Origin of the sequence: Corynebacterium anserum (genome assembly GCF_014262665.1) — a bacterium.
GTDB classification, from domain to species: Bacteria; Actinomycetota; Actinomycetes; order Mycobacteriales; family Mycobacteriaceae; genus Corynebacterium; species Corynebacterium anserum.
This window is the reverse complement of the sequence record NZ_CP046883.1, coordinates 1274132-1295649: the sequence shown is the minus strand read 5'-3', so window position 1 is coordinate 1295649 and position 21518 is coordinate 1274132. Positions and strand designations below refer to the sequence as shown.

Genomic DNA, 21518 nt, shown 5'->3' with positions numbered 1-21518 from the left:
CATGAACCCCTCTGGCCACAACGGTAACTTCAGTGATCGCGGCGCTACCCGCGGTGCTGGTGATTCTGATTCTGCAGTGAATATTGAGGGAGAGCTCGGTGAGGCTCTGCGCGGATATGAAAAGTATCTAAGGCATGTCGTGGGGCGTAGTGAGAACACTATTCGTGCCTATGTTCATGACCTGAACGTGGCTCTAGAAGGCCTCGAGCGAATAGATCAGTTCACTCTTGATAGAGCTCGTGATGTGTTGGGCTGGGCAGTGGAGAAGGAAATCTCGCGATCAACTTTGGCCCGCCTCGTGTCCTCTATGAGGGGTTTCGGCGGATATCTGGCTCATCGAGGGCACACAGACGCCAACCCAGTGGCTGCTCTTAAAGCGCCTAAGCCTCAACGCAGTTTACCGCGCGTCCTGCGGGAAGATCAGGCTCGCGAGCTTTTAGATAGTGCACAAGCTTTCGCTGCTGACAACCCACAAAACGCTATTGCCACGCGTGACTGGGCGATTCTCGAATTGCTCTACGCTACGGGCATTCGCGTGAGCGAGTTAACCGGCGCGAATATTGATGACGTGGATATGCACCGTCGCTATCTACGCGTGACAGGCAAGGGAAACAAAACCCGCGTCGTCCCCTTTGGTCAGACGGTGGAGCAGTCGTTGCAGCAATGGATAACGCGGCGTCACGAGATATTGTCGCAGCGGGACCATTCCACGAACAACACAATGCGGGCTGTTCAACCGGCCTTGTTTCTGGGAGTTCGCGGTGGACGGATAAATCCGCGACAAGTACGCGATGTGGTTCGCGAGGCCACTGCGGCAGCTGATGGGCCGACACTATCGCCACATGGTTTGCGTCACTCTGCCGCGACATCGGTGCTCGAGGGCGGTGCAGACCTGCGCGTGGTGCAGGAACTGCTCGGACACTCGAGTATGGCAACGACCCAGATTTATACCCACGTGGGAACTGAGCGTCTCCGAGCCGTGTTTAAGCAAGCTCATCCACGCAGTGGAAACTTGTAGAGGCCGAAAATAATAAGAAGCGAAAATGGCGCCTTTGCCTTGAATAATGCTTCTACCTTGTTGACTAACCAGAATGGGCTCGTTGTTCCGGGTTGGGTGATTTCAGGCGGATTGTGGGGAGACCAAGCAATAGCATGGGGTTTACATATGTGTCCCCATCTCTGGCTCCCCACGATAATCCGGGTTCTGCCCTGGCGGTCTTTGGCAGGGTAGCCGTATCGGCAAGGTGGCCGATCAGTTGTCCTCGGCTGATCCTTTGGTTGATCGATACTGTGCGTGTGATGGGCTCATAGGTGGTTCTTAGACCGTCTGAGTGCAAGATAGACACAACCGGTGTACCCGCTACTTCACCAGCAAAATAGATTATGCCGCCGCGGCTGGCGTATATCGGGTCGCCTGGTTGTGCTTTGAGATCGACGCCACGATGCCCCGGCTCCCAGTTCCTCTCCGGAATATCAGCCTCGCGAAGTACATAGTTGTTCGGTGGCACGTTCCTCTCGTGCGTTATTGGTAGTCTGTGCGTCGCAGAATAACGACTCAGATCTCCGCGCTGGGAGTTTTCAGTTTCGACAAGATTCTGGGCAGAGACTGTGAACTTGGCCAATTCATAATTTGGAGGAGAGTCGGTTTCTACTGCTGCGCAATCGGGACGAGTGCCGGTTCCGGCTGAGTCATAATGGGGTAGGCGGGTGAGGTCTTGTGCGCCACCTGTATCACTGCGAAAAAGAGATCTGGGGGCGACCGATTCGCGTGAAATATGCGACTGGTCATTCCTTGCTAGCAATGTAATTGGGGAAACCAATAGCAATGCAGCAGATACTGAATAAGAGACGATTTTTACAAGGCCGGGTAACTTCATAGAATGCATTGTTTGCGTCGGTTGAGAAGAAAACAATGACGCGAGGGTCTAGCTTGTGGATAAGTTGCGTTATCCCCAGACACACCGGTATCCCAAGTTGTGAACGTAGAGATTTTTAGAGTAATATGGCTGCTCAGCAGTGTGCTTTCACTTAGCCATGCCTGCATGGGTATGAAGGAAACGGTACGCGAATCCGCTCGTTAAGCGGGAAGAACACTGACTACGCGTAGATATTCGCGAGCCCTTATTTCATGGATCATCGCAACGGTCTCGGTACAGAAAACCGGGCACACAACACGGTGGGACACAGCCAGGGGCTATCTGCCAGGTCGATTCATAAACTGCAACCACAATTGATTGCGGCGAGTGGGTCGAAATAAACCGTTGAAACCTAGATTTTTTCGAAAGCGAGGAAGGGGCGGCATCCCACTGGGCTGGGAGCCACGAGGTTATATCCGCCCCTGTAACACTATGGCTGTTGTTACTATGCGCGAGCTGCTGGATGCAGGTGTTCACTTCGGTCACCAGACCCGTCGTTGGAACCCGAAGATGAAGCGTTTCATCTTCACTGACCGCAACGGCATCTACATCATTGACTTGCAGCAGACCCTGACCTTCATCGATGAGGCTTACGAGTTTGTGAAGGAAACCGTTGCTCACGGTGGCAACATCCTTTATGTGGGCACCAAGAAGCAGGCTCAGGAAGCAGTGCAGACCGAGGCGGAGCGCGTCGGTATGCCATACGTCAACCACCGTTGGTTGGGCGGTATGCTCACCAACTTCCAGACCGTTGCCAAGCGCCTGCACCGTCTGAAGGAACTCCAGGCTATGGAGAACGCTGAGGACGGCTACAAGGGTCGCACCAAGAAGGAAATTTTGATGCTGACCCGTGAGCGCAACAAGCTGGAGCGCGTATTGGGCGGCATCGCCAACATGTCCAAGGTTCCTTCCGCATTGTGGATCGTGGACACCAACAAGGAGCACATCGCAGTCTCCGAGGCACACAAGCTGAACATCCCAGTTGTGGCTATTTTGGATACCAACTGCGACCCAGACGTTGTCGATTACCCAATCCCAGGTAACGACGACGCTATCCGCTCTGCAAACCTGTTGACCTCTGTTATCTCCTCCGCTGTCGAGGCTGGTCGTGCTGCCCGTGCAGAGCGTCAGGAAGCTGCCGCCAAGGAAGCTACCGGCGATGCCGACAAGGCCGAGAAGCCAGAAAATGTAGAGAAATCTGAGGCCGCTGAGTCCAAGGAGGCCGCTGCCTCTGAGGAGAAGTCCGCAGAGTAAGAGCACACGTGACGCCCACACCCGTATGGAATAGACACTTGAGTCGCCACCGGGCGTGGGCGATTGCCTTCACTTAGGTCGTCCAATACAACGGCCACCGACATTTTCCACCAATAAGGAGGAACGCCACTCATGGCGAACTACACCGCAGCAGATGTTAAGAAGCTCCGCCAGATCACAGGCTCCGGCATGATGGACTGCAAGAAAGCTCTGGAAGAAGCATCCGGCGACTTCGACAAAGCCATCGAAATCCTGCGCATCAAGGGCGCTAAGGACGTAGGCAAGCGCGCAGAGCGCTCTGCAACTGAGGGCCTCATTGCAGTGTCCGGCAACACCATGATTGAAGTCAACGCCGAGACGGACTTCGTTGCAAAGAACGCTGAGTTCATCGACTTCGCAAACAAGGTTGCCGAAGCTGCCGCCGCAGCGAAGGCCAACTCCCGCGAAGAACTAGAGAACGTGGATGTTGACGGCCAGACCGCTCTGGAAGCCCTCCAGCAGCTGTCCGCCAAGATTGGCGAAAAGCTGGAGCTCAAGCGCGCCGTCACCATCGAAAGCGACCAGGTGGCTGTCTACCTGCACCACCGTTCCGCCGACCTACCACCCGCCGTTGGTGTGTTGGTTTCCTATACCGGTGACAATGAGGGGGCAGCTCGTGCAGCAGCCATGCAGGTTGCCGCACTGAAGGCTCGTTACCTCACCATTGATGAGGTCCCAGCAGATGTCGTCGCTAAGGAACGTGAAATTGCCGAAGCAACCGCTCGGGAAGAGGGCAAGCCAGAAAAGGCTCTGCCAAATATCATCGAAGGCCGCCTCAAGGGCTTCTACAAGGATGCTGTTCTTGTCGAGCAGCCATCCGTTACCGAGTCGAAGAAGACTGTAAAGCAGGTAGCAGACGAGGCTGGAATTCAGTTGACTGGCTTTGTACGCTTCGAGGTTGGCCAGGAGTAATCTCGCCCCAACCTTGACGAAGCCTCGCACGCTTAGGACGACGACCCGCACCACGATAACGGTGCGGGTCGTCGTCCTATGACGCAAGCTTTGAAGCACTAAGATCCGGGTTAGGGTTAAGCCCGAGGAGGAGCCGAAAACGTACGGCAAAATTCAGCCTCAGAGAAAGCCGAGCACGTCAGGGCGCTTCTGCATAGGGGATAGGTCCATACGCGGTAGGATGGTTCACCGGAAAGAAAAGACAACACTCCGTATGAACCATCCCATAGGAGATAACAGGTGACTACCAGCGAAAATAGGACTGCATTTAAGCGCGTAATGCTGAAGCTTGGCGGCGAAATGTTTGGCGGCGGCAAAGTGGGCGTGGACCCAGATGTGGTTCAGAACGTGGCCCGCCAGATCGCCGAGGTCTCTAAAGCTGGTACCGAAGTGGCGGTCGTGATCGGCGGAGGGAATTTCTTCCGCGGCGCAGAGCTACAACAGCGGGGTCTGGATCGCTCCCGTTCTGATTACATGGGAATGTTGGGCACGGTCATGAACTGTTTGGCACTTCAGGATTTCCTTGAACAAGAGGGAGTGGATTGTCGCGTTCAGACAGCTATACAAATGACTCAAGTGGCCGAACCGTATTTGCCGTTGCGCGCCGACCGTCATCTTGAGAAAGGTCGCGTGGTGATCTTCGGTGCTGGCATGGGTATGCCGTATTTCTCCACGGATACCACCGCCGCACAGCGCGCATTGGAAATTGGATGCGACGTGCTTCTCATGGCGAAAGCCGTTGATGGTGTATACAGCGATGACCCGCGGACAAACCCAAAGGCAGAACTCTACACCGAGATCACCCCTCGAGAAGTGATCGAAAAGGGTCTCAAAGTGGCAGATTCCACAGCCTTCTCTCTGTGTATGGACAACAACATGCCGATCCTTGTATTCAACTTGCTGACTGACGGAAATATCGCTCGGGCGGTAAACGGAGAGCGTATCGGCACCCTCGTTCAATCGAAATAGGCAGCAGCAGGGTTCACCCGCCGTCGTCCGAACTCCCTCCTTATCGCTAACACAACAACTCGACTGGTAGATTCAAGAACATGATTGATGACATTCTGCTCGAATCCGAAGAGCGCATGGGCCACTCTGTTGAGCACGCTCGCGAGGATCTGACTACTATCCGCACGGGTCGTGCGAACCCAGCGATGTTCAATGGCGTCATTGCTGAGTATTACGGTGCGCCAACTCCGATTACACAGATGTCGACCATTTCCGTGCCTGAACCTCGCATGTTGATCATCAAACCTTACGAGCAGTCGTCGATGGACACCATCGAGAATGCTATCCGTAATTCAGATTTGGGCGTTAACCCAACCAACGATGGACAGGTACTTCGCGTGACTATTCCACAGCTGACCGAGGAACGTCGACGTGAACTCGTCAAGCTAGCTAAGTCCAAGGGCGAAGACGGGAAGATTGCCATCCGTAACATCCGTCGCAAGGGCATGGAGCAACTTCACAAGATCCAGAAGGACGGCGAAGCCGGCGAAGATGAAGTACGAGCGGCCGAGAAGGATCTTGAAAAAATCACCCATGATTACGTTGGTCAAATTGACTCCTTGGTGGCCAATAAGGAAAAGGAGCTGATGGAGGTCTAATCTCCGATGGCAACTCCTAAGCCCAAGAACGGCGCCGGTCGCGACCTCAAAAAGGCGATCGGCGTTGGTGTGTTCCTCGGCATAGTCGTCATAGCGTGTTTGCAGACTCCTTTCACGTGGTACCCGTTAGTTGCGACTGCCATGGGGTTGGCGACCTATGAGGTGTGGCGACGCCTATACGAATCAGGTTATGTTCTCCCGCTAGTGACGCTCGTGGTCGGTAGCCAGGTCATGATCTACCTTTCGTGGCCATTCGGCACTACTGGCCTGGTAGCTGGATATGCCACGAGTGTGCTGTTGGTCATGGTCACGCGTCTGTTTCACCACGGAAGAAAGTCTCCACCACACAATTATGTGCGCGATACCGCCGTGGCAATCTTCATCCTCACCTGGATTCCCTTGTTTGGCGCCTTCGCTGCGATGCTCTCACGCATGGAAACATCCCGGGCATCGGGTGCAGCGTTTATTTTTACATTCATGGCCTGCGTCATTGCCTCCGATGTAGGAGGTTATGTATTTGGGATTTTCCTGGGCAAGCATCCAATGGCTCCAGCTGTCAGTCCCAAAAAGTCGTGGGAAGGCTTTGTGGGATCCATCGTGTTTTCCACCATCGTAGGAATGGCGTGTGTTGTATTCCTACTCGATGGACCGATGTGGATCGGAATGCTTTTGGGGATGGGGCTGGCAGCGTGTGGCACTTTGGGTGATCTAGTGGAGTCTCAGTTTAAACGCGATCTCGGCATCAAAGATATGTCTGGCATGCTGCCCGGGCATGGGGGTTTGATGGATCGCCTCGATGGCTTACTTCCCGCCGCGATGATTACGTGGGTGGTTCTCAATATGCTGTCGGGTGTCTAAAACCCCTCCCGCTATTTAACACCCAGACTCAAGGCACGGTTTGCCGTGAGGTGTAGTTCGGCAGGCGAAGAAACGAAGAAAGTACTGCCTCTGCCATTGTCTTAGTTCTTCATGGCAGAGGCAGTACTATGTGGCATGCGGCAAAAGTCACGTCATTACACGGCGCGACTAGCTGTCGTTAGTTCTTACGGGCGGTGACTTGGCGTCGTAACTGAACCATGCGTACGCCGCCCACCAGAGCCATAATCAGTGCACCGATGATGGCAGCGATGAGCATTCCCACACCGATTGGGAAGTTAACCTCCCACACGAACATTTGCAGGCGTACTGATTGCTGATTCTGCAGGATGAACACCAAGAGAAGAATGAGAAGCAGCGCGCCGATGATGAGGGCGACCCACGTGCTTCCGGCAATGGAACCCTTTACCGTCTTTTGTTCAGCTTTCGTGTCTGCCTTCGTGCGGCTAGGGGTGTGGGCGGGCTGAGCTTCAGTTGCCGGAGGGATGACCTGAGATTCCGGTGCCCGAGTTGGAACGTCAGTGGTGTAGCTGGCGGTTTCCTGAGGAGTGGTTGACCCATCGAAACCAGGAGTGCTGCTGTAGTCGTTGGGTACGTTATTATTCGTCATAATGACTATTCAACGCCATTTTTTCCTCTAACGCCATTTCTGAAATGGGTGTGGCGCGTTTTACGTGCAATAATGTCCCTCATCATGGTTACACCAGTGACGTTAAATTTCTCTGCACCCCGACGAGGTATGCCGCCGACGCACATGGCTGATCTTTCCCGCAAAGATTTGCAGGATCAGGTTAAGCAGTTAGGCTTGCCAAAATTCCGCGCCGATCAGCTTGCCCGTCAGTATTACGGGCGTTTGCAGGGCGACCCAGACTTGATGACTGACCTTCCGGAATCTGCCCGCTCGGTTGTTCGGGAAGCTTTATTTCCTCCCCTCATGCAACCAGTCCGGCACATGGAGGCCGATGATGGCGAGACCCGCAAGACCCTGTGGAGGCTTCACGACGGTACATTGCTGGAGTCTGTACTCATGCGTTATCCGGGTCGCGCTACATTATGTATTTCTTCTCAGGCAGGCTGCGGCATGGCCTGTCCGTTCTGCGCGACGGGCCAGGGCGGTTTGGACCGTAACCTCTCAGTCGGGGAGATGGTGGAGCAGGTGCGTAACGCAGCTGTAGCCATGCGTGATGGTGAAGTTTCCGGTGAGGAAGGCCGTCTTTCCAACATTGTCTTTATGGGGATGGGCGAGCCATTGGCGAATTATAAGCGAGTGGTGGAAACTATCCGCAAGATCACTAATCCCTCACCTGAAGGTTTTGGGATTTCTCAGCGTAATGTCACGGTTTCCACCGTAGGGTTGGCGCCGGCAATCCGGAAACTCGCTGATGAAGAGATGACCGTTCGCCTTGCAGTGTCTTTGCACACTCCCGACGATGAATTGCGGGATGAGTTAGTGCCGGTTAATAACCGCTGGTCTGTTGAAGAAGTACTGGATGCCGCCCGTTATTACGCTGATAAGTCGGGGCGGCGGGTGTCAATTGAGTACGCGTTGATTAGGGACATGAATGATCAGCCGTGGCGCGCGGATTTGTTAGGTAAGAAACTTCACGGTGCGTTGGGCTCGAAAGTTCACGTGAACGTGATTCCTTTGAACCCGACGCCCGGTTCGAAGTGGGATGCGTCTCCGCGTGAAGTTCAAGATGAGTTTGTACGCCGCGTGATTGCTCAGGGCGTTCCTTGTACGGTACGCGATACTAAGGGGCAGGAGATTGCAGCGGCGTGTGGTCAGCTTGCCGCTGAGGAGAACTGATGGTCGTGCCAGGCGCATAGTGAAAACCCGTGATGGATATCCATCACGGGTTTGTTGTTCAGCGTGCGGGTGTTTAGTGAGCTAACTCGGGGTCTGCAGTTGTGCCATCAATCTCGGTGCCAGCAGAGGTCCCGTCGGTGTTCAGCGCTAGACGCTCTTCGCGGGAGAGGTTGGCGTACACGCCGGTACCGTGGAGCTGATCTTCGGTCCAGACTGGTTCAACGTGGCCTTCTGCCTTGTTATGGGCGGTGACGGTACGAACCTGCGTCAGTTTTGGCTGGAGGGTAACGAATGCGGTGCCGATGAAAGTGAGCACTGCTAAGACGATCAGCCAGATGTCTTCAACGTGCCCTTTGTGGTTACCGAAGAGCATTCCCAGCAGGAACAAGCCACCGCAGATGCCAGCGGTAGCTACAGCACGGCGGGAGAGCGCACTCCAGCCCCAAGCTGCAGATGGCACATCTTCGGTAGATACGTTGGCGTAAACTTCTGCCTTCTTTGCGTGGGAAGCCACCATGTCCTCCATGTTTTCGTCATTTATCTGTGTTGGCAACGGTGTTGCTGCGTGGGGTGTAGTGGTGCAGTTGATGGGACAATAGCTTGTCTTTGCTGCAGACCATCGTTCAACCCACTATCCAACACAGTCAGTTGCGTCTTCATTATATTGGCATATTCCCTGAGGAAAGTCGCCCTCGCCACCCGTTAGGGGTTAAGAAAGTTGAGCCTGTTTTCTCCCAGCGTTCTCACAGTAGAGCTAAGTACACACGCTGGGTCTTTCGTGGAAAGATAGTTCGGGTGAAGAGACACGTTGTTGTACTAGGTAGCACAGGTTCGATTGGCACCCAGGCACTGGAAGTGATAGCCGACAACTCCGATTGCTTTGAGCTCGTGGGAATCGCCGCGCGAGGTAGTGATCCCGAGCTTTTGCTTCAACAAGCCCAGCAGTTTCAGTTATCGGCTGATCGGGTAGCCGTGGCGTCGGAAAAGAGCGCTGATTATCTGGATGCTCAATTGGGCGGCCGGGTGATCCGAGGAAATGATTCTGCTCGCCAACTGGTGGATAACCTGGGCGATGAGTTGTGCAGTGACGACGTAATCCTCAACGCCCTGGTGGGTTCTCTTGGACTCGACGCCACTCTTGCCTCCCTAGGAACTGCCGCAAAGCTCGCTCTGGCCAACAAAGAGAGCCTCGTGGCCGGTGGTCAGCTGGTTCTTCACGCCGCGGATGAAGGCCAGCTGATCCCCGTCGATTCTGAACACTCCGCAATGGCTCAATGCTTGCGCGCGGGATCAACGCGGGAGGTCGCCAGACTAGTACTCACCGCCTCCGGTGGGCCGTTCCGTGGGTGGACGCGTGAACAATTAGAACCTGTGACTCCGCTGCAGGCGGCACATCATCCCACGTGGTCGATGGGACAAATGAACACTCTGAACTCCGCGACGATGGTGAACAAAGGGCTCGAGCTTATTGAGGCGTCACTGCTTTTTGGCATTCCTGCCGAGCACATTGACGTGGCCGTTCATCCGCAATCTATCGTCCATTCGATGGTGACTTTCGTTGATGGCTCGACAATTGCTCAGGCATCACCCCCCTCGATGAAGCTGCCGATCAGCCTCGCTTTGGGATGGCCACACCGCGTGGCGGAAGTACAGCCAGGCCTGGATTTCAGCAACGCGATGGATTGGCATTTTGAGCCCCTTGATGATGACGTCTTCCCAGCTGTTGTTCTGGCACGACAGGCAGTGAGTGCGGGCGGTACCATGCCCGCGGTCTATAATGCCGCGAATGAAGAAGCCGCCGTGGAATTTCTCAATGGGGCATTGAGCTTTCCGCGCATCGTCGACACGGTACAGGCTGTGATGGAGGACTGTGCACACCTCTGCCAGATCCCTTCCACGGTGGAAGACGTTGTGGAAGCCGAACGCGAGGCCCGTGCAAAGGCCTATGAAAGGATGCGCCCATGGCTTTCGCATTAGGTGTCGTACTCTTCGCACTGGGAATCGCGGTATCTATCGCACTGCACGAAGCTGGTCACATGTATGCTGCTCGAGCGTGTGGCATGCGCGTGCGCCGTTACTTCATCGGTTTTGGCCCGACACTGTGGTCAATAAAGAAGAACCACACGGAATATGGCCTGAAAGCCATTCCACTCGGTGGCTTTTGTGATATCGCAGGAATGACCAAGCTGGACGAGATGTCGGAGGAAGAACGTCCGTACGCTATGTACAGTCGCCCCGCTGCGCAACGCATTTTTGTGCTCCTAGGCGGCATCCTTATGAATATCGTGCTGGCTCTCGTCATTATCTACAGCGTGGCATTGGCCTGGGGGCTTCCGGATACCTCAAAAGTTTTTACCCCCACTGTTGAAAAGTTGGCTTGTGCACCTGCCAGCCAAAAAGAGGATGGATCGCTGACCTCGTGCCAGGGGACTGGGCCGGCAGAAGATTCCGGCGTGCGACCTGGAGATACATTCGTGTCCGTCAACGGACAGGAGACTCCGACCTTTCCGGACTTCTCCAAAGCTGTGTCGTCTATCGGTAGTGATGCTGATGGCCGTCCAGGAGATCGCGTTACGGTACCAGCGGTAGTGGAGCGCCATGGACATGAGGTGTCGCTCGACCTGCAAGTACAACTTGTAGAGCGACGAGCCACGTCGGGGAAGACCATGGTCGTGGGTGCTGTCGGTATCCAAGCCGTGCAACCTCGCTCTGAAATCCTCACGTTCAATCCAGCGACTGCAGTAGGCGGAACTTTCGATTTCACCGGAATGATGGTGAAGGAGACTACCAAGGGGCTCGTACAGTTGCCGCAGCGTTTCCCCGGGGTAGTGGAATCCATTTTTGGGGGCAATCGTGCTGAAGATTCGCCAATGAGCGTGGTGGGAGCCTCCCGCATTGGTGGTGAATTAGTGGAGTACCAGTTGTGGCAGAGTTTTCTCATTACTCTGGCGAGCCTGAACCTGTTCCTTGCCTTCTTCAATGTGGTTCCGCTTCCTCCTTTGGACGGTGGTCATATTGCCGTGGTGATTTATGAAAAAATTCGGGACATGTATCGACGCGCACGCGGCCTGGCACCCGGAGGGCCCGCAGACTACACCAAGCTAATGCCCCTGACCTACGCGGCAACCGCAGTACTGCTGGTGTTTGGTCTCACCGTGATTTTGGCGGACGTGGTTAATCCAGTTCGTCTTTTCTGACCTTAGGGGCGGCTCTTGAGGTATTAGGGGTTTCCCAGCTGGTTCCTGACACGGAAATAGGCCGTGGGGTCAGTCGGTACACGGATTTTGGGCGTTCGACGGCGTAGACTGAGTGAGGGTTGAGTGCGTTGACACCTGCGGTACCTGTGTTTTGCACATGGACGTATCAACAGACGCATGAACCACGTCACGCATCAGAGCGTAGACGACCAGACATCCACCAGAAAGCACTAGAAAGAGGTCGCACAGCTTTATGTCCGGCATTTCTCTTGGAATCCCTGACGGCCCGCCACCAACTTTGGCACCGCGCCGTAAGACTCGTCAGCTCATGGTTGGCGGAGTGGGTGTGGGTAGCGATTACCCCATCTCTGTGCAGTCCATGACAACGACCAAGACACATGACGTGAACGCGACCCTGCAGCAAATCGCGCAGTTGACAGCCTCTGGCTGTGATATTGTCCGCGTCGCCTGCCCCAAGACCGTGGACGCTGAAGCTCTTCCCGCGATTGCCAAGAAGTCTCCAATCCCGGTGATTGCAGATATTCATTTCCAGCCGAAGTATATTTTTTCCGCCATCGAAGCAGGTTGTGCGGCTGTGCGCGTGAATCCAGGCAATATTAAAGAGTTCGATGGACGTGTGAAGGAAGTTGCGAAAGCAGCCGGGGACGCCGGTATTCCGATTCGTATCGGTGTGAACGCAGGTTCCTTGGATAAGCGCATCATGGAGAAATACGGTAAAGCTACTCCCGAGGCGTTGGTTGAATCAGCGTTGTGGGAGGCGCAATTATTCGAGGAACATGGATTTGGTGACATTGCCATTTCCGTGAAGCACAATGACCCAGTGGTCATGGTTGAGGCGTACCGTCAGCTTGCCGCTCAATCTGATTACCCGTTGCACCTGGGGGTGACGGAAGCTGGCCCTGCTTTTCAGGGAACCATCAAGTCTGCCGTAGCCTTTGGCGCTCTCTTGGCTGAAGGAATCGGCGACACCATTCGAGTGTCATTGTCTGCGGATCCAGTAGAGGAAATCAAGGTCGGTGACCAGATTCTACAGTCTCTGAATCTGCGTCCACGCAAATTGGAAATCGTTTCTTGCCCTTCTTGCGGACGCGCTCAGGTGGACGTTTACACTTTGGCTGAAGAAGTGACAGCAGGTTTGGAAGGCATGGAGTTTCCATTGCGCGTAGCAGTGATGGGATGTGTAGTCAATGGCCCCGGTGAAGCACGAGATGCTGATCTTGGCGTAGCATCTGGTAACGGCAAGGGACAGATCTTCGTAAAGGGCCAAGTTATTAAGACCGTGCCTGAAGATCAGATCGTCGAGACCCTCATCGAAGAAGCGATGCGCATTGCTGAGGAAGAGGGGTTAGAGGCTGTCGAGGGGGCGAAGGCTGAAGTGCGCATTACTGAGTAGAGGCAGTGCGCATAGGATCGGACAGATCGCGTGCTGAACGGAGGTGGATATGTGCCGCAGAGATCTGCGGTACATATCTGCTAGGGGGATCTACTAAATAGCCATGTGACTGCTGTGTGCGGTTGCTCGCAGCTCTAATTCCTTGTCAATTGTCACGTTGCGTGCACAGCGTGTGGAGGCGAGGAGTTGGATGCTGCCTAACGCCAACAACAGGGACAAAATTAGCGTCCAGCTACCCACGGCTGAATACAGCACGCCGACCACAAGAGGGACGGCTCCAGCGACAAGATACCCATAGGGCTGAACAAATCCCGATAAACGTGCTGTCACCAGAGGGGAACGCGTCCGAGCGGAGAGCAGTGCCAGTGCCAGCGGGAACGAGAATCCCCCCAATCCGAGAAGAACAGCCCATAGCAGGGGAGCAGCCGCGGTATTCCATAGCAGCCCCACCCACCCAGTCATAGTGAGTAGGGTAATGGAGATAGCCAGCGGGGTGATATTGCGTATACGTGCTACAACGGTGGGCATAATAACGCCGCCGATCACTCCCATAAAACCCAGCACAATGAGCGCCACACTCGCTGTGGAATGCTCAACGCCTCGATCCATCATAAGCTGCGGGAGCCAGCCGATCTGCGTATAGAAGCCTGCTGACTGCAACGAGAAAAACACCAGCATAGCGACGGCAGTTGGCGAGGACCACATGGACTGCTCAGAAGCTGAGGAATGGGCAGAGGTGGGGTGTGGGAGATCCCCTGACCCGATACGTAGGCATACTACGAGCCACACGCACACTAAGATTGCCGCGGGTATGGCCCATACTCCCAAGACGGCTCGCCAAGAATTCTCGTCCCCAAACCACATGGCGGATAGTGGTCCTACAGACGCGGAAAGCCCTATCACCGTGGTGTAGATGGTCATGAGCAGCAATCGTTGATTCTGTACAGCGTGAGATTGTATCCACGCAGGTAGCAGTACATTTCCCACGGCGATACCGCATACCGCTAAGCCTGTGAGAAGCAAGAATGGCCAATAATTGTTCAGAAATGGTCGGGCGGCAAGACCTGTAAGAATCATCGTCCCTCCTGTGAGTAGAGCGGGACTGAGACCGATGCGTCGAGCTAAAGGCACCGTACACCAGCCCATGACTGCGAAAGCGAAGCCGGGCAACGCGGTGAATACACCCGCGGCAGAAGTGGATACCTTCAGGGTGTCCCGTACCTGTCCGAGTACGGGCCCGAGTGAGACTATGCCGGCACGCAGATTAATGGAAAAAGCAAGCACTGCGGCTACGCACAACACGGTACTCATCTGCTTGTGGCGAGAACTCATAACAAGGAACTCTAATGCACCGGAACAGAGGCCGGCGAACACGGTCCTTGAGTGTGGATAGTCACCTAGGTAGGCACATCAGTAGAAAGGAAAAAGAGCGGTCCGATGAGAAAAGTTATGCCGTGCGTTGGCTCGTGTCACACCAGATAACGTGATATTTCCGGTGCTAACGTAAGCGGCATGCGCCGTAGCATTGTCTCCACTGTTCTCGCCTCGTCCTTAGTCTTCACCATTGTGGGTTGTACTCCACGCCCGGACGTTGCAGACGATGCGGCTGAAGCCTTCCTCAAAGCATTGTCCAATCACACGGACGCTGGAGAACAGACGGATAATCCCAGCGCAGCAACTGCGGCTATTGAAGAAACATGGCAGAGTCTCCAAGCAGAGGGGCTGGAGGCGACTCTCAAAGACACCAATACTGACGGGACTGTTGCTACAGCGAATTACACCATGAACTGGGACTTGCCCAACGACCGCCATTTCGAATATGACGCGAGGATGACCCTCACAAAATCCAACGGGCACTGGACGGTGCGTTGGGTACCGACGGTTATGCATCCAGATCTCGGTGCGAATCAACACCTAGAACTGCGGTCAGTAAAAGCTGAGATCGCCAATGTGGTCGGTTCCGACGGGGCTGTGCTATTGGAACCGGGTAAGACCTATCGCGTGTTCGTCAACACGAAGAAGACCGATGATCTCTTGGGAACCATGCGTCGTATTTCGGGGGAGCTCGATGAGATGCGTCGCGATGATAAATCCACACCACAGATCAATCCTGAAGCTAAAGCACGGGAGGCACGTGATGTTGACGGGGAATACTCAGTACTCTCTGTGAGCGCTCAACAAGGCCAGCACCTCAAGGAGGTGTTCAGTAATGAACCCGGTATACGGCTCAATGAGGAACAAGCACTAGTACGTCCCGATCCAGGCTTCGCACCCGACATCATGAGCCGGGTGTCACGGATCGTCGAGGGTGATCTCCAAGGTAATAACGGTTGGAAGGTCGTCGCCGCCACCAAAGAGGGGTCGGAAGTGCGCAAACTAGGAGGGGAGGATGCGAAACCCGCTCCGAGCGTGCATGTGTCACTTTCAAGGAAGGTGCAGGACGCCGCTCAGGCGGCAGTCAACACGCGTTCAGACGCGAAAACCATGATGGTGGTTATGCGCCCATCGACCGGAGAAATTCTTGCTGTGGCGCAGACAGAAAAAGCAGATGAAGACGGAGACGCCGCACTGATGGGGCAGTATCCACCGGGCTCGACATTCAAGATGATTACTACGTTTGCGGGGATGCAACGTCAAGGGTTGACTCCAGATTCCACCGTGGGATGTCCGGGCACGCAGAATATCGGTGGACGCATCGTAACCAACTACAATTCTTTCTCTCTGGGCATGACCAGTCTCGAATCGGCGTTCGCGCGTTCGTGTAACACCACGTTTGCCAATATCTCTACCCAACTAAAACCGGGTGAATTAAAGGACACAGCGGCTCAGTTTGGCATCGGGCAGGATTTTACGATCGATGGCCTGGATACGGTGACAGGAACCGTGCCGGATGGCGAGAAAATGCTGGATCGTACAGAAGCTGGCTACGGTCAGGGACTCGATCTCGTGAGCCCCTTTGGTATGGCAGTGGCGGCGTCGACTGCGGCGGCGGGAAAGATGCCGACGCCATATCTCATCGCGGGGACGAATCACAAGACTGATGTCAAAGGCGAACAAACTAATCCACTGCCAAAAGAACAGACGGATGGTCTGCGAAGAATTATGCGAGCTGTGGTGACCAGTGGTTCCGGAACAGGAGTGTCCGGCGCCGGTGACGTGTATGCAAAGACGGGCGAAGCTGAGATTTCAGGAGGTTCCCACTCCTGGCTAGTGGGCTACCGTGGGGATCTTGCGTTTGCCACGCTTATTGTCCTCGGCGGGGGTTCTGAGCATGCGACGAAGGTGACCAACACCTTCTTCACCAATCTGGACGCCAAGGAGGACTAGCCGGGGTAGTACAGTGGAATTTTATGACTAGAGCCCCACTCACCCCCGGACTTCCAACCCCTATCCGCACAGTGCCTGCGCATATCGAGCGCCCCGAGTATGCATGGAAAGATAGTGTGCAGGAGAATGTGGGAGAGCCGTGGATTCAGTCCCAGGACGTCATTGAGAAGATGAGAGAAGCCTCCCGCATTGCCGCTGAGGCGTTGCGGGAAGCAGGTCGTGCCGTCGCGCCGGGCGTCACCACGGATGAGCTGGATCGCATTGCTCACGAATACATGCTGGATAACGGGGCATATCCGTCTACTTTGGGGTACCGCAAGTATCCAAAATCATGCTGCGTGTCTCTCAATGAAATCATTTGCCACGGAATTCCTGATACAACTGTGATCGAGGAAGGTGACATCGTGAACATCGATGTTACAGCCTATAAGAATGGCGTTCATGGTGATACCAACGCCACGTTCATCGCAGGTGAGGCATCTGAAGAGCATAGGTTGCTGGTCGATCGCACTGAGAAGGCATTATGGCGAGGTATTAACGCTGTTAAACCTGGCCGCGAAATCAATGTTATCGGCCGCGTCATAGAAAGTTATGCCAAGCGATTTGGGTACAACGTGGTGCGTGATTTCACCGGTCACGGCGTTGGTACGACATTCCACAACGGGCTAGTCGTATTGCATTACGATTCTCCCGGTGACCATACTCTGCTGGAACCTGGAATGACTCTCACCATCGAACCGATGATTAACCTCGGTGGCTTGGAGTACGAAATCTGGGATGACAACTGGACTGTGCAAACCACCGACCGCAAGTGGACCGCGCAATTTGAGCACACTCTGGTAGTTACAGAGGATGGGTGTGACGTTCTCACTGTTCTAGATGCCGAACGATAGGTGAGCACGACAGGTCAGCGGCTGATCAGTGAACAGCTTACGCAGCCGTAAAATGCCGGTTATTTTTGCTTCGAGCTCGGATTCCACCACTACCGATGTTCCCATGGTCAACTGAGGCAGAGGTCGATTGATCCCACACAGTGTACGTGGAGCCCCGTTTTATAGTTAGGCTGGAAAACATGTCCTCTCGACCACTGAAATTCACCAAGACCGGTTATCGTGGGCCTGGGCCTGCACACCCAACCAACCTCGGGCCAGTGATCGGCACCATTGCCCGCATAGGCGCCCGCGTTCAACGACGTAAGAGCCTGGGGGTGTTTTCTACCATCGGACGGGCACCGCGCTTGTTCCGCGGCTGGCTTGTGTACTCTGCTACGATGATGCCTTTTGGCTACTTATCACGTCAGGACACGGAGCTCATCATCCTCCGTGTTGCCCACATACGGGGCTCGGAATATGAATACGACCAGCACAAAGACCTCGCTGCCCGAGTGGGGCTGTCACCAGAGGAGATTGCGTCCACAGCCCTGGAGTCGCATGGTTTTGTCGGCCGTCGTGCGACACTGCTGGATGCGGCGGAGGAGATTGTCAAGAATAAGCAGCTGTCAGATCTCACATGGACTCGTTTAGCCGGAGTCCTAGATGAGCGACAACAAGTAGCCTTTGTGATGCTGGTTACTCAGTACGACGGCCTGGCGACCGCTCTCGACGTGCTCAATGTCCCTGTCGATGAGAAGCGCTCGGGGAGCCAATAATCGCTTGCGCTATCGCTGGAGACTCATCACTCGTGTGTTCGCTACGCCGGTCGTTAGTTCAACTGCGCACCGGCGGCAACCCAACGAAAACCGCGGTTGAGTAGTTTCATAGCTCCTCTATAGGCGAAGGGAGCGTTGACTTGTGCCCACCGAGCAAGAGCGATGTCGCGTGAGGTGAAAATCAGATATTTGTTTTTCCTCACACCTCGAATAATGGACGCGGCTACCTGTTCGGGGCTTTGTGCATGGCCTTGGAATAATTTCTTCGCCGTGAGCACGCGTTTATTCGTTTGGTCTACCCCGTCGATATCAATGGTGGACACCAAGGGGGTATCGACTGCACCCGGTGCGACCACGTGAACATCCACTCCCCTCGGAGCGAGGTCGAACCGAAGGACTTCACACATTCCAAGCACACCGCCTTTAGAGGCGGAATAGGCGGCGTGCCAGGGAAGGCCGATGATGCCCGCGGCGGAGGATACGAAGACCAGCTTCCGTCGTTTCGTTTTTCTGGTGGGATTGTCCACGGTGAGGTGTTGGGCAAATCCTTCCACGATGTGCACGGAACCCATGAGGTTGACATCGATTACCCTGGTCCACTTGTCATGGGGCATTGTGCGTGCGTCACCCCAGATGGCGATTCCGGCAACGTGATAGACTTCGTCAGGCACTCCGTATTCGGCGACGAGGGCATCGGCCCAGCTGACAACAGCGTGTTGATCGGTGATATCGACGGTGCGCAGGCTCAGAATTTGACCAGTTCCCGCCGCTTCAATGGCGGTGCGTGTGCTACTCAGGCCATCGGGGTCGCGATCGGTGAGATGCAGGTGATACCCCATGGTGGCTAGTGCGATGGCAAGGCTGCGCCCGATCCCCGAGGCAGCTCCTGTGACAACAGCGGTGGAAGAAATCATTTAGGGATACAGCCCTTCTGGTGGTGGTGTGGTGAATTGAAGTCCCAGTAAAGCATTTTCTACCAGTTCTGATAGCCCGGGGTGAGGCCAATATTGATTTTTGGCAACGAGGCGAACATCCAAACCGAAGACCATGACTGTGATGAGTTGCTGAATGAGAGTGGTTGATTGAGGCCCCATAATGTGTGCCCCAAGTAGTGTGCCCCGTTCTGCATCCGCAATGAGTTTGCAGAAGCTGGTGTCATCCTCCATTGCCCATCCGTAGGCCACATCTTTGTAGTCCTGGATACTGACCGTGACGCAGTAGCCGGAATCTCGAGCCTGTTGTTCAGTCAGTCCTACAGTGGCTATGTGCGGGTGCGTGAAAATGCCCGATGGGACTAGCTCGTGGTTATAGGCTCTCAAATCATCAGGATGCAGGAGATTGTGCTGAAGCACCCGCGCTTCTGCATTTGCTACGTGCTTGAGTTCGAAGATGTTCGACGCATCGCCGAGCGCCCAGACCCCGTCGGCAGTAGTACGACCGTATGCGTCCACTGTGATTCGGCCGTCGTCTTCTGTCTCGACGCCACCAGCCGCACAGTCGAGGGTGTCCGAGTTATTGACGCGTCCCATGGCAACCAGCAATTCAGCGCCATGTACTTCGGTGCCATCGTCGAGAGTGACGATGATTTCCGAGCCGGAACCGGGGGCGTAATCAATTGACTCCACCGTGCGACCGAGATAGTTGGTCCACTGAGTTGCTGCCTGTTGATTGAAGCGTTCAACAAGGGTGGAATCCAGTTTGCGCAGCAGTTGCGGGGAGCGATTAATGACTTTCACGTCGCATCCAAAAGCGGAGAAGACGTGCGCAAACTCTGTGGCAATAATCCCGCCGCCAAGAATAATCAGTGAGTCGGGAAGCTCGGGCATCCGCATGATGGTGTCATTCGTGTGGTAGCGCACGCCAGAGCGTGCGACTACATCGGGAATGAAGGGGCGTGTTCCGGTCGCCAATACGATGGCGTCGGCGCTTATCGTGAGGTCAGGTGTTCCAGGGCTACTTATGGATAAGGTGCGAGGTGACACAAAAGAGGCGGTGCCAGAATACAGGGTAATGTTCGGGGTCTCGTCTCCTCTACGGTATTCCTCTCCGCCAGCGGAGATGGGGTCGATCCTTTCTGTGAAGACACGACGTTGGATGTCTAACCAATCCACTCCGTCCAATGTGGCGCGTAGGGAAATTCGATTGGCGCGGGTTATGTCCCGTGCGATGTCAGCCGGATAGACAAACATCTTGGTGGGAATGCAGCCGACATTGATACATGTACCTCCGAACGTGCCTTTTTCTACGATGGCGATTTTCTTGTCTGCACAGTCCTCGGAGGGCAGGGAGTTGCCGGAGCCTGTGCCTACGATAATGAGATCGTAGTGCATTAATGGGCGTCCTTTACGCTGTGGTTTTTCACATGGCGTTCCAGCCATTCGGCGGTAGTTTCTAAAGCCTCGGCGCGTACGTGCGGTCTAGAGAGAAACACGTCGTGAACCGCATCCTTAATGACGGCCACCTCCACATTCTTGTTGGCTTTCTGGGCGTATTCGCGCATCTGGGATGGTTTGAGGATGACATCCGAAGTGTAGGTATCCTCGGTGAGCCTGCCTTTTTTGAAACTGTGAGTATCGGAGCACAGAAGCAGAGTTGGTACGCCAGTGGAGTATTTTCCGGACTGCAGTTCTCTGATCTCCCGTACCACCCCGTTGATCCATGGCAGGAATTTAGGCCGCGGGGCTAGTGGCTTGAGCTCCAAGTTGTAATTCCATTCGCCCTGTTGGGAGGAATGCAGAGATTTGCCGTACAGCGGGTTGATGCCGCCAGGTAGCCGCAACGACGGGGATAATTTTCCAAGAGTGGGGAAGATGCTCGTGACGACGAGCTTAGTGGCGGCGTCGAACTGTAAACCGAACCATGGGGAATTCAGGACAATTCCTGCGAGCTTGGAGTATAGCTGTGCGGCAGAGCTTTCTGGCATGTCGATGGATGCTCGGCGCAACCGAGCCGACCACATCGTTACGTCTAAGCCTCCGGTTGAATGCCCGAAGAGGGTGACGGTGGGATGACTATTGGTGATGAGAGTAGAGGCAATCGTCAAGTCGGTATCGTAGAGGGACTGATCTGTGACGTGATGCCAGGTTTGCCCCTCCCTCCACGAGCGGCCGCACTTGCGCATATCCAACCCATAGACCGCGTAGCCTTTACTGTGAAAGTACTGGGCGACATGTGCTTGGAAGAAATAGTCTGTCATGCCATGGACCAGTAAAAGGGCCGGGCGGGAATAAAAGTTACCGTCATCAGACTCGCCTTCTGGGTTATATTGCACCAGAGTACAGCGGACCGGTGATTGTTTATCTGGGTCTTTCCCCATCTCGATGAAATGGAAACCAAATCCCTCTCCAAGCTGGTCAGGCGCGAATTCTAGCGAACTCACGCCCTGGCAAAATGGGGCGTTGAGGGGACTGAGGGTGGAGATTGTGCTGCTGTAATTACTCACGGACACAACACTAGCGATGTGAATCGCCCGGGGGTGAACA

General features: G+C 54.8%; 20 protein-coding genes. 13 read left to right on the top strand and 7 right to left on the bottom strand.

The genetic code is table 11. The features are described 5' to 3' along the window. Position 1 precedes the first annotated feature (1 nt). Positions 2-1018, top strand: a complete 1017-nt coding sequence (locus GP473_RS05460; protein ID WP_186276672.1) for a tyrosine recombinase XerC — start codon at positions 2-4, stop codon at positions 1016-1018. A gap of 64 nt (positions 1019-1082) precedes the next feature. On the opposite strand, the gene GP473_RS09475 is transcribed toward GP473_RS05460, so the two are convergent. Beyond that, on the bottom strand, positions 1083-1508 hold the full coding sequence (locus tag GP473_RS09475) for a M23 family metallopeptidase (RefSeq protein ID WP_246394700.1): 426 nt from the start codon (positions 1506-1508) through the stop codon (positions 1083-1085). Positions 1509-2348: 840 nt separating this feature from the next. Here GP473_RS09475 and rpsB point away from each other — a divergent pair. From rpsB to GP473_RS05430, 5 genes are all read left to right on the top strand, one after another. After that, entirely contained in the window at positions 2349-3170 is an 822-nt protein-coding gene (gene rpsB, locus GP473_RS05450) for a 30S ribosomal protein S2 (protein WP_185769917.1), read from the top strand. Positions 3171-3302: 132 nt separating this feature from the next. Beyond that, a complete protein-coding gene (gene tsf, locus GP473_RS05445) occupies positions 3303-4121 on the top strand; it encodes a translation elongation factor Ts (RefSeq protein ID WP_185769916.1) in 819 nt (272 codons plus the stop codon). Positions 4122-4439: 318 nt separating this feature from the next. After that, on the top strand, positions 4440-5129 hold the full coding sequence (gene pyrH, locus GP473_RS05440; protein WP_221891970.1) for a UMP kinase: 690 nt from the start codon (positions 4440-4442) through the stop codon (positions 5127-5129). Between the two features lie 80 nt (positions 5130-5209). Beyond that, on the top strand, positions 5210-5767 hold the full coding sequence (gene frr, locus GP473_RS05435) for a ribosome recycling factor (protein WP_185769914.1): 558 nt from the start codon (positions 5210-5212) through the stop codon (positions 5765-5767). 6 nt (positions 5768-5773) lie between these two features. Then, entirely contained in the window at positions 5774-6625 is an 852-nt protein-coding gene (locus GP473_RS05430; protein WP_185769913.1) for a phosphatidate cytidylyltransferase, read from the top strand. A 178-nt stretch (positions 6626-6803) separates the two neighbouring features. On the opposite strand, the gene GP473_RS05425 is transcribed toward GP473_RS05430, so the two are convergent. Next, positions 6804-7253, bottom strand: coding sequence for a LapA family protein (locus GP473_RS05425; protein WP_185769912.1), 450 nt, complete (start codon positions 7251-7253; stop codon positions 6804-6806). An 84-nt stretch (positions 7254-7337) separates the two neighbouring features. Here GP473_RS05425 and rlmN point away from each other — a divergent pair, with 84 nt between their 5' ends. Then, a complete protein-coding gene (gene rlmN / locus GP473_RS05420) occupies positions 7338-8450 on the top strand; it encodes a dual-specificity RNA methyltransferase RlmN (RefSeq protein ID WP_185769911.1) in 1113 nt (370 codons plus the stop codon). Between the two features lie 73 nt (positions 8451-8523). Here the strand turns inward: rlmN and GP473_RS05415 are convergent, their stop codons facing one another. Continuing rightward, the gene (locus GP473_RS05415) at positions 8524-8976 is read right to left on the bottom strand and encodes a DUF2631 domain-containing protein (protein WP_246394699.1); all 453 of its coding nucleotides are present in this window, start codon (positions 8974-8976) and stop codon (positions 8524-8526) included. Positions 8977-9236: 260 nt separating this feature from the next. Between GP473_RS05415 and dxr the strand changes: the two genes are divergently transcribed. The 3 genes from dxr (at position 9237) to ispG (ending at position 13061) form a co-directional block, all read left to right on the top strand. Next, positions 9237-10427 carry a 1-deoxy-D-xylulose-5-phosphate reductoisomerase gene (dxr, locus tag GP473_RS05410; RefSeq protein ID WP_185770706.1) on the top strand — a complete coding sequence of 397 codons (1191 nt, stop codon included), beginning with the start codon at positions 9237-9239 and terminating at the stop codon, positions 10425-10427. Further along, the gene (locus tag GP473_RS05405; RefSeq protein WP_185769910.1) at positions 10412-11647 is read left to right on the top strand and encodes a M50 family metallopeptidase; all 1236 of its coding nucleotides are present in this window, start codon (positions 10412-10414) and stop codon (positions 11645-11647) included. Before dxr ends, GP473_RS05405 begins: the two co-directional genes overlap by 16 nt. 253 nt (positions 11648-11900) lie before the next feature. Further along, positions 11901-13061 (top strand): flavodoxin-dependent (E)-4-hydroxy-3-methylbut-2-enyl-diphosphate synthase, encoded by a 1161-nt coding sequence (gene ispG, locus GP473_RS05400; RefSeq protein WP_185769909.1) that lies wholly within the window; start codon positions 11901-11903, stop codon positions 13059-13061. A gap of 93 nt (positions 13062-13154) precedes the next feature. Here ispG and GP473_RS05395 read toward each other — a convergent pair whose 3' ends face one another. Continuing rightward, the gene (locus GP473_RS05395) at positions 13155-14393 is read right to left on the bottom strand and encodes an MFS transporter (protein WP_246394698.1); all 1239 of its coding nucleotides are present in this window, start codon (positions 14391-14393) and stop codon (positions 13155-13157) included. Positions 14394-14573: 180 nt separating this feature from the next. Here GP473_RS05395 and GP473_RS05390 point away from each other — a divergent pair, with 180 nt between their 5' ends. From GP473_RS05390 to GP473_RS05380, 3 genes are all read left to right on the top strand, one after another. Continuing rightward, positions 14574-16388 (top strand): penicillin-binding transpeptidase domain-containing protein, encoded by a 1815-nt coding sequence (locus GP473_RS05390; RefSeq protein ID WP_186276670.1) that lies wholly within the window; start codon positions 14574-14576, stop codon positions 16386-16388. 23 nt (positions 16389-16411) lie between these two features. Beyond that, the gene (gene map, locus GP473_RS05385; RefSeq protein ID WP_186276669.1) at positions 16412-17281 is read left to right on the top strand and encodes a type I methionyl aminopeptidase; all 870 of its coding nucleotides are present in this window, start codon (positions 16412-16414) and stop codon (positions 17279-17281) included. Between the two features lie 179 nt (positions 17282-17460). Next, positions 17461-18036: a carboxymuconolactone decarboxylase family protein gene (locus tag GP473_RS05380; protein WP_185769906.1), complete on the top strand. Its 576-nt coding sequence runs from the start codon at positions 17461-17463 to the stop codon at positions 18034-18036. Positions 18037-18089: 53 nt separating this feature from the next. Here GP473_RS05380 and GP473_RS05375 read toward each other — a convergent pair whose 3' ends face one another. From GP473_RS05375 to GP473_RS05365, 3 genes are read right to left on the bottom strand one after another with little or no spacing between them, the layout of a single operon-like run. Continuing rightward, positions 18090-18950 (bottom strand): SDR family oxidoreductase, encoded by an 861-nt coding sequence (locus GP473_RS05375; RefSeq protein WP_185769905.1) that lies wholly within the window; start codon positions 18948-18950, stop codon positions 18090-18092. After that, positions 18951-20414: a mycothione reductase gene (mtr, locus tag GP473_RS05370; protein WP_246394697.1), complete on the bottom strand. Its 1464-nt coding sequence runs from the start codon at positions 20412-20414 to the stop codon at positions 18951-18953. After that, on the bottom strand, positions 20366-21478 hold the full coding sequence (locus tag GP473_RS05365) for an alpha/beta hydrolase (RefSeq protein WP_246394695.1): 1113 nt from the start codon (positions 21476-21478) through the stop codon (positions 20366-20368). Before GP473_RS05365 ends, mtr begins: the two co-directional genes overlap by 49 nt. Between the last annotated feature and the right edge of the window lie 40 nt (positions 21479-21518).

What these genes read in the sequence shown, in the direction of transcription:
- frr (WP_185769914.1), top strand. Translation starts at nt 5,210, where the DNA reads ATGATTGATGACATTCTGCTCGAATCCGAAGAGCGCATGGGCCACTCT.
- ispG (WP_185769909.1), top strand. Translation starts at nt 11,901, where the DNA reads ATGTCCGGCATTTCTCTTGGAATCCCTGACGGCCCGCCACCAACTTTG.
- mtr (WP_246394697.1), bottom strand. Translation starts at nt 20,414, where the DNA reads ATGGCTGGAACGCCATGTGAAAAACCACAGCGTAAAGGACGCCCATTA.
- GP473_RS05415 (WP_246394699.1), bottom strand. Translation starts at nt 8,976, where the DNA reads ATGGAGGACATGGTGGCTTCCCACGCAAAGAAGGCAGAAGTTTACGCC.
- GP473_RS05390 (WP_186276670.1), top strand. Translation starts at nt 14,574, where the DNA reads ATGCGCCGTAGCATTGTCTCCACTGTTCTCGCCTCGTCCTTAGTCTTC.
- GP473_RS05375 (WP_185769905.1), bottom strand. Translation starts at nt 18,950, where the DNA reads ATGATTTCTTCCACCGCTGTTGTCACAGGAGCTGCCTCGGGGATCGGG.
- pyrH (WP_221891970.1), top strand. Translation starts at nt 4,440, where the DNA reads ATGCTGAAGCTTGGCGGCGAAATGTTTGGCGGCGGCAAAGTGGGCGTG.
- GP473_RS05430 (WP_185769913.1), top strand. Translation starts at nt 5,774, where the DNA reads ATGGCAACTCCTAAGCCCAAGAACGGCGCCGGTCGCGACCTCAAAAAG.
- tsf (WP_185769916.1), top strand. Translation starts at nt 3,303, where the DNA reads ATGGCGAACTACACCGCAGCAGATGTTAAGAAGCTCCGCCAGATCACA.
- GP473_RS05460 (WP_186276672.1), top strand. Translation starts at nt 2, where the DNA reads ATGAACCCCTCTGGCCACAACGGTAACTTCAGTGATCGCGGCGCTACC.
- rlmN (WP_185769911.1), top strand. Translation starts at nt 7,338, where the DNA reads ATGGTTACACCAGTGACGTTAAATTTCTCTGCACCCCGACGAGGTATG.
- map (WP_186276669.1), top strand. Translation starts at nt 16,412, where the DNA reads ATGACTAGAGCCCCACTCACCCCCGGACTTCCAACCCCTATCCGCACA.
- GP473_RS05425 (WP_185769912.1), bottom strand. Translation starts at nt 7,253, where the DNA reads ATGACGAATAATAACGTACCCAACGACTACAGCAGCACTCCTGGTTTC.
- GP473_RS05380 (WP_185769906.1), top strand. Translation starts at nt 17,461, where the DNA reads ATGTCCTCTCGACCACTGAAATTCACCAAGACCGGTTATCGTGGGCCT.
- GP473_RS05395 (WP_246394698.1), bottom strand. Translation starts at nt 14,393, where the DNA reads ATGAGTTCTCGCCACAAGCAGATGAGTACCGTGTTGTGCGTAGCCGCA.
- GP473_RS05405 (WP_185769910.1), top strand. Translation starts at nt 10,412, where the DNA reads ATGGCTTTCGCATTAGGTGTCGTACTCTTCGCACTGGGAATCGCGGTA.
- rpsB (WP_185769917.1), top strand. Translation starts at nt 2,349, where the DNA reads ATGGCTGTTGTTACTATGCGCGAGCTGCTGGATGCAGGTGTTCACTTC.